Source organism: Haliscomenobacter sp., assembly GCF_041740695.1.
GTDB lineage: Bacteria > Bacteroidota > Bacteroidia > Chitinophagales > Saprospiraceae > Haliscomenobacter.
Window position 1 is genome coordinate 44,878 of sequence record NZ_JBGSLK010000033.1, and the last position, 7,916, is coordinate 52,793.

3 protein-coding genes are annotated in these 7,916 nt (G+C 47.4%); 2 read left to right on the forward strand and 1 reads right to left on the reverse strand.

Annotation, left to right across the window (positions count from 1 at the left end):
- The first annotated feature begins 130 nt into the window (after positions 1-130).
- Complete coding sequence (locus ACEW9O_RS07195; protein ID WP_373549462.1) at positions 131-1,084, forward strand: nucleoside hydrolase; 954 nt, start codon at positions 131-133, stop codon at positions 1,082-1,084.
- A gap of 135 nt (positions 1,085-1,219) precedes the next feature.
- On the opposite strand, the gene ACEW9O_RS07200 is transcribed toward ACEW9O_RS07195, so the two are convergent.
- Positions 1,220-3,475, reverse strand: coding sequence for a prolyl oligopeptidase family serine peptidase (locus tag ACEW9O_RS07200; protein ID WP_373549463.1), 2,256 nt, complete (start codon positions 3,473-3,475; stop codon positions 1,220-1,222).
- A gap of 353 nt (positions 3,476-3,828) precedes the next feature.
- Between ACEW9O_RS07200 and ACEW9O_RS07205 the strand changes: the two genes are divergently transcribed.
- A complete protein-coding gene (locus ACEW9O_RS07205; RefSeq protein ID WP_373549464.1) occupies positions 3,829-7,761 on the forward strand; it encodes a CheR family methyltransferase in 3,933 nt (1,310 codons plus the stop codon).
- Positions 7,762-7,916 lie beyond the last annotated feature (155 nt).

A 7,916-nucleotide genomic window follows, 5' to 3' on the forward strand; every position in this document is an offset into this window, starting at 1 on the left:
CCGTCAACGTCTAACTTTGTGTCCTCCGCGCCGCTTTGTGATTTCTTTGTGATAAAAAATGCCGCTTTGGTGAGTTTCTAATAATGTGGGATAAACTCATATTAACAGACCATCAATTTGCATCCCTAACATGAAACATTTTCTTCTGTTCCTTTTTCTACTTTTTACTTTGGGCGCTACTGCCCAAACCCCCACGCGCCAAAAGGTCATCTTCGACTGTGACCTCGGCGATGACATCGACGATGCCTTTGCCCTGGCCATGCTCCTGACCCAGCAAGACAAAGTGGACGTCCTGGGCATCACCACCTGTTATGGCCGCACCAATGATCGAGCCACTTTGGCCCTCAAGTTTTTATACGAAATGGGGCAGGAGAAAATCCCCGTGTACCTGGGCCGCAATACTTCCGCCAGTAGCGAACGGGCCAATTGGTACGCCGAGCAATTTTACTGGGCGCAAGGTTTTACTAAACTTCAACCGAACAAACAAGGTGCAGCGGATTTCATTCTGGAAAGCCTCAAAAAATACCCCAACGAAGTGGTGATCATTTCAGTAGGCCCGGTTACCAACCTGGGCGATGTGTTGCAAAAAGACCCCAATGCGCTGAAAACGGCCAAAAAAATCTACGCCATGTTTGGCTCGTTTTATGTGAGTTACGGTGGATATCCCACTCCGGAGGCAGAATGGAATGTCAAATGCGACATTGAAGCGGCTAAAAAATTTGTCAACTCCGGGGCCAATATCGTCTACGCAGGCCTGGACATTACCGCCTTTGTCAAACTCGACAAAGCCAAACGCGATATTCTGCACATGCGCCAATCCCCGCTGACCAATGCACTTACGGGCTTGTACGTCTTGTGGGGCAATGAAACACCAACCTTGTTTGATCCGGTAGCCATCGGCATGTTGTTGTATCCCGAGTTGTTCAAAACCAAAATGGTCAACGTAAGTGTGGATGATAAGGGCTTCACGAAGGTGGATGAAAGCAAAACGCCGAACGCTGAAGTTGGGGTGTACATCAATGCAAATGAGTTCATTAGCCGGATCATGAAAGGGTATTTGTTGCAGAATATGGGGCGGAATTAAGTTGAGCCCAAAGCAATATTCCTTAGGTGATTCCTTGAGTGCCTTAGGTTTCTTAGGTGGTGAAAGAATACCCTGCTGCGCAGGTTTTTTCTTTTTTACCACCTAAGAAACCCAAGAAACCTAAGAGTCACCTAATCACTTCAGCTCAAACTCCCAAATCGGCTCCACCCCCAACAAGTGCTCCACAAAATAATTCCAACGCTTCTTGGTGAAATAATCGTTGTAAATGCCTTGATAGCCATGTTTTTGGCTGGGCAAAATGAGCATGTCGAACTCCTTGTTGGCGCGGATGAGCGCTTCCGCCAGTTTGAAAGTTGCCGAAGGGTTCACGTTTTCATCGATGCCCCCGTGGGTGATCAGTAATTTCCCTTTCAGATTTTTGGCCATGGTGATGTTGGAAACCTGGTGGTAAGTTGAATCCACCGGCCATCCCATGTACATTTCTGGCCACCAGTCTTTTTCCATCCTGAAATCGTGGTCGGCAGAACTGGCTACGGCTACTTTGTAAAAATCTGGATACTCCAGCACCGCATGCCCTGCGTCGTAACCACCCGCCGAATGCCCAAAAATGCCCACCCGGGTCGTATCCATCCAGGGATTTTTACGCCCCAATTGCAGGATGGCCAGGCGGTGATCCTCCAGGTTTTTGCCCATGTTTTTGTAAGACACATTGTGGAAAGCCTTCGATCGGCCCGCCGTGCCCAAACCATCTACCGTGATCACAATGAAACCCAGTTCCGCAAAGGGCTGGTTGGACCATAAAGCCGTGGTGTAATTACGAGGAGTCGTAAAAGTATGCGGCCCGGTATAAGAATTATCAATGACCGGGTATTTTTTCTGAGGATCAAAATTGCTTGGTTTCCAGATGGCACCGTAAATGGTAGTTTTCCCATCCTTGCCGATGGCGGTGAACGGTTCGGGCAAACGATACTTGATCGAATCCAGGCCAGAGGCATCCGTTTTGAGCAATTCCAAGCTCAGTGGGGGCGTGCTGTGACTTTTCAAAACCGTACGCGTAGGCTGAGTGGGCGTAGAAATATTGTCCATAAAATACAACCCATCCGGCGATACAAACACATCGTGATTGGCATTTTCAGGCGTCAACAATTCCACTTTGCCCGTAGCCAGGGTCAGTTTGTACAAGTGTTGGTAATAGGGATTGCGCCCCGCCTCCTTGCCCTGCGCGTTGAATAGGATGAACCCTTTGGCCTTGTCAACATGTAAAACTTGATTGATGTAATAAGCCCCATTGGTTAGTGGTTTCAGCGACTTGTCTTTAAGGTCAAGCAGGTACAATTGCTTCCAGCCGTCGCGCTCCGAGGTGATCAGCACTTTGCCCCAATCCTCAAAGATTTCGGAACTGTAATTGTCAATGTTGGTAGGGCTCGTTTCGCGGTAAAGCAATTCTTCGGATTGTTTGGTGAGGTCACAGCGGTGCAATTCCACGGCCTGATAACCCCGGATGGCGTTTTCCTGATACACCACCCCGCTGGTTTTGGACCATTCGTACTGGATGGGATTGGTATGGGTGCCTTGCAGGTGATTTTTTTGGTATTCGGCACCGGTGGCAACGTTGTAAAACACGGGAATCATCCGCACCATGTCGGTATCGCCGGGTGAGCCGCGGTAGTAACCCAGCAATTTGGGTTTGTACAAATCATCCTGGCCCCAATCCAACAGGTACATTTTTTTGGCGACGCGCAGGTCGGTCACATAGGTCTGAATCCATTTGGAGTCGGGCGACCAACGTACCGAAAAACGCCGGGGCCGCTCCCCATTTTCGCCCTCAATGATGTCGGACCAGCCATAAAAAGTGCCGTACTCATACAATCGCTCCCCCTTAGTGCTCAACTGTCGGATGCTGCCATCGGCGGTGGATTTGAGGTAGAGGTTGTATTTATCGGTGTAGGCGATCCACTTGCCATCGGGCGATTTGGATTCGAAAAATGCCGGGGCAGGTCGATTCAGTCTTTTGAGACTGTAAGTTTCGAGATCAAGTTCAAAAAGCCGCCCGAGATTGGTGAATACAAGGTGTTTGGCGTCTTTGTAGTTCAAGTTTTGGATGGGTAAATCGCTGGCTTTTACAGTGGTTTTTAAACTATCACTCAGGATTTTAGCCAATCGATCCTGATCCAGCAGGGGCTCAATTTTTTTGCTTTTCCAGTTGACTTTGAGGTAGGTACGGCCCAATCTATTTTGAGAAACAAAAAGCATTCCCGAACTATCCTGCGCCCAAATAGGCTGTGGGTTGTGGTTGAATACCTTTTTGTTGTTGATGTTGCCCCAAAGGGAGGCAACTGCGCGTTGGTAGTCGGCTTTGGCGATTTGTTGGGCCTGAATGTTTTGGAGGCTAAACAAGATGATCAGCAAGGATAAGTAAATTCTAAACATGGTCGTGTTTGTTTGAGCTGTAAAAAAGGAAATTTAGCTGAAAAACCACTTGTTATACAGCTGATTTCATAAAAATGTGCAAAGGCAATAAAATTGAGCCATGGGAGCCTATTGATGAGGAATTCGAAAAACTGGTAGAAGGGCGAATCAAAATGATACCACTATTGCTACGCCTAATAGCCAACTGCACATAAAACAAAAAATTATTTCACAATTAATCACTATATTTATCGAGTGCGGCAATGAATAATGTGTTGCCGCTCCAAAATGCACTTCTTGGCTCGTCTTAGCAGCCGATACTTGATCAAGGAGGGATTCATGTAAAGGCTTGATTTCAAGCTAAATGTTGCACAATGAAATCTAATCCCGTTCCGAATAAAAAAAAGGCAATTCCCAAAAAAGGAAGCAGCAAGCAGGCCGAATCGAGTATAGCCAAGCAGCCTGAAGCCCCACATTCAACCGACGCCAGCACGCTCAGCGAAAAACCGAAGAGCCCCCATCCATTCCCCATTGTGGCCATTGGTGCTTCGGCGGGTGGGCTGGAAGCCGTCACCTCGCTGCTGCAAAACCTGTCGCCCAACACAGGCATGGCCTTCATCTACGTGCAGCACCTCAGCCCCGACCACAAAAGTTTGCTAACCCCCATTTTGTCCAAAACCACCACCATGCCCGTGCAGGACATTGAGGACATGGACAAAATGCAACCCGATCATGTATATGTGATGCCTTACAACAAAGACATAGCAGTTACCGACGGGCACATCAAACTCATTCCACGCCCACAAAATAAAACCAGCAACCTGTCCATTGATGTGCTGTTTTCTTCCCTGGCCGAAACGCACCAGGAGAATGTGGTAGGCATTGTGTTATCTGGCAGCGCCAGTGACGGTACCCGGGGTTTGAAAGAAATAAAGCTGGCTGGGGGCATCACTTTTGCGCAGGATGATTCCGCCAAATTTGGCAGCATGCCCCAATCCGCTATTGCCGAAGGGATCGTTGATTTCATTTTGTCCCCTCCAGAGATGGCCCGGGAATTGAATTGGATGGGCAAACACCCTTTGGTGAAACGAACGCCGATAAAATCAACGCCCGAAGATGCCATTGAAAACAGCAACCCCGACTTAAAACGCATCCTGCAACTCATCCACAAAACCAAGAGCGTCGATTTCAGCCACTACAAAATGAGTACCATCAAGCGGCGCATGCTGCGCAGGATGCTGATTCATAAAGTGGATACCCTGCCATATTACGCCGAATTGCTGGCAAAAAAACCCGAAGAAATAGACCTGCTGTATCAGGACCTGCTGATCAATGTAACCGATTTTTTCAGAGATACTGAGGCGTTCCAACTTTTGGAAAGTACCATTCTTCCTCGCTTGCTCAGTAGCAAAAAACAGGGTGAAACGCTACGCATTTGGGTGGCGGCTTGTGCCACAGGTGAAGAGGTGTATTCCCTGGCCATGCTGCTGTTTGAATTGCACAACCAACAAAACCACCACATTACTTTCCAAATTTTCGCGTCCGACCTCAGTGCCCAAGCCATCAATACCGCCCGCATTGGAGAATATTCACTGCACCAACTCAAACATGTTTCGCCCCGACGCTTGCAGCAATTTTTCACCAAAATCAAAGACAAGTACCGCATCACCAAAACCCTGCGCGACGTCTGTGTTTTTGCAGAGCACAACATTTTGAGCGACCCTCCTTTTTCCCGCATGGATTTTATCAGTTGCCGCAACTTGCTGATCTATCTCGACACCTCCGCCCAAAAAAAGATCATTTCCACCTTTCATTATGCGCTAAATGATGATGGATGCCTGATGCTGGGCAAGTCAGAAACCATTGGAACTTCCACTCAGCTGTTTACGGCACTGAATAAAAAGTACAGAATTTATTCGCGCAAAAAAAATTCGGGTAGTTACCGAATTCCAGAAATAAATCCGCGTATTTTGCACCTTGGCTCAAGCGATAAAGACAAGTCTACCACTAGTATGCCAAAAAAGACTCCCACCACCGCCAAAAGTGACCTGAGCAGCGCCTTTGATGCCGCACTGCTCGGTCAATATGTACCCGCCAGTGTGATCATCAACTACGATCTGGACATTCTGCAATTCCGGGGTGCCACTTCCTTGTACCTCCAACCTGCACCTGGCAAAGCCAGTTTCAATATTTTAAAGATGTCGCACTTCGAAATCACTTTCGAGTTGCGCAATGCCATCCAGGAGGCCATCAAAACCAAACTGGCGGTGCGCAAAACTGGCGTTGAAATGAATCGGGATGCCAAGGGCAACCGCGTCCATATCGCAAACATCGAAGTGGCACCGCTCACGATAGAGGGAGAGGAACCACTGCTGGTCGTGGTATTTACCGGGCAGCAAATGGAGCTAACCGATGCCCCAGCTGAAAATGGAGGAAAAAATACTGCCGCCAAAGACCGTAGGATCAAAAAACTGGAAGAAGAACTGGCGGCAGCCCGGGCCTACATGAACACCATTACCCAGGATCATGATGCCGCCAACGAAGAATTGCAAAGTGCCAATGAAGAAATCATTTCCAGCAATGAAGAATTGCAGAGCTTAAACGAAGAGCTGGAAACCTCCAAAGAAGAAATTGAATCCACCAACGAAGAGCTGACCACCAGCAACCATGAGCTGTACGCCCGCATTCAACAAATTGAAGAACTGTACACTTATTACGAAACGATTCTGGCCACGGTGCACGAGCCCACGCTCGTATTGGACAAAAACATCCGCATTAAATCCGCCAATAAGGCATTTTGCACCACCTTCCAAGTGCGCGAAGAAGACATCATCGGCGTCGTGTTGTTCAAGTTGAGCAACAGCCAATGGAATATTCCCGCCCTGCGCGAGCTGCTGGAAGACATTGTGCCCAAAAACAACCACTTCCAAGATTTTGAAGTAGAGCTCGATTTTGCCGTAGCCGGGCACAAAACATTGTTACTCAATGCGCACAGCATTGAGCAACCAAGCAAAAGCGAAGAGTTGATTGTGTTGACCATGGTCGACATCACCGAGCTGAGGAAATTGGCTACTGAGGCGCAGGTGAAGCAAAAGAAAGTCCTCAATGAATTGATTGAAGCCAAAGTGATTGCCGAACAAAAAACCCAGGTAGCCGAAGATGCCGTAAAGGCCAAACAGCAGTTCTTGTCTAACATGAGCCACGAAATCCGCACGCCGATGAACGCCATCATTGGATTTACCAACGTGCTGATGAAGACCAAACTGAGTGAAACCCAAAAAGTATACGTCAATGCGATTAAAGTATCCGGCGAGTCTTTGGTCGTTTTGATCAACGACATTTTGGACCTGGCCAAGGTCGATGCCGGAAAAATGGTACTTGAACATACCCCTTTCCGTTTGTTTTCTTCGGTGTCCGACATGCTGCATTTGTTCGAAACCAAAATGCAGGAGAAAAATTTGACCTTGATCAAACAATACGATACGAGCATCCCTGAAATAGTGGTAGGCGACTCGGTGCGTTTGCGCCAAGTCATTTTAAACCTGATCAGCAATGCGGTAAAATTTACCAACGAGGGAACCATCACCGTCCAGGTGAAAAAGCTCCATGAAGACGACGAAAATGTAGGCATTGAATTTGCGGTAAGTGATACGGGAATTGGGATTCCGGACAACAAACTGAAACAGATTTTTGATGCTTTTGAACAGGTAGCCTCCGAAACGACCCGCTTGTATGGGGGAACGGGTTTGGGGCTGGCCATTGTCAAACAGATGGTGAAGCTGCAAGGTGGTACGGTGAAGGTGAAAAGTAAAGTCAACAAGGGTTCTACCTTCAGTTTTTCTTTGGACTTTAAAAAAGCAAAAGGACAAACAGCTCCAGCAGAAGACCTGAGCCAGGAAAATTCTCCAAAAGGCGCACTGGGAAAAGCAGGAATAAAAAAGGTAAAAATATTGGTCGTGGAAGACATTGCCCTGAACCAGCTCTTGATGAAAACATTGTTAGATGACTTTGGATTTGAATTTGATATGGCTGGCGATGGAAAAATTGCCATTGAAAAACTCCAACAAAACCGGTACGATGTGATCTTGATGGATTTAAAAATGCCGGAAATGGATGGTTTTGACGCTACCACGTACATCCGCAAGGAACTGAACCTTCAAACCCCCATTATCGCAGTCACCGCAGATGTTACTACCGTAAGTATGGAAAAATGCCGCGCCCTGGGTATGAATGATTATTTGTCCAAACCCATTGACGAAAAATTGTTGTTTAATAAAATCCTCAAGTACACCAAGCAAGGGGGGTAAGCTTAAATAGGCTTGAGGCAAGTTGATTATCAAGCAATTGGTAATTTTATTGTTTTTTTGAGTGACGAGTTCCGAGTACATGACTTAAGAGTTTAGAAGTGGCTACCGCAGCGACTTAGACCTGCAACGCTGAATAAGTCGCTGCGGTAGCCACT

Coding starts and splice junctions, on each gene's coding strand:
- ACEW9O_RS07195 (WP_373549462.1), top strand. CDS start 131: ATGAAACATTTTCTTCTGTTCCTTTTTCTACTTTTTACTTTGGGCGCT.
- ACEW9O_RS07205 (WP_373549464.1), top strand. CDS start 3,829: ATGAAATCTAATCCCGTTCCGAATAAAAAAAAGGCAATTCCCAAAAAA.
- ACEW9O_RS07200 (WP_373549463.1), bottom strand. CDS start 3,475: ATGTTTAGAATTTACTTATCCTTGCTGATCATCTTGTTTAGCCTCCAA.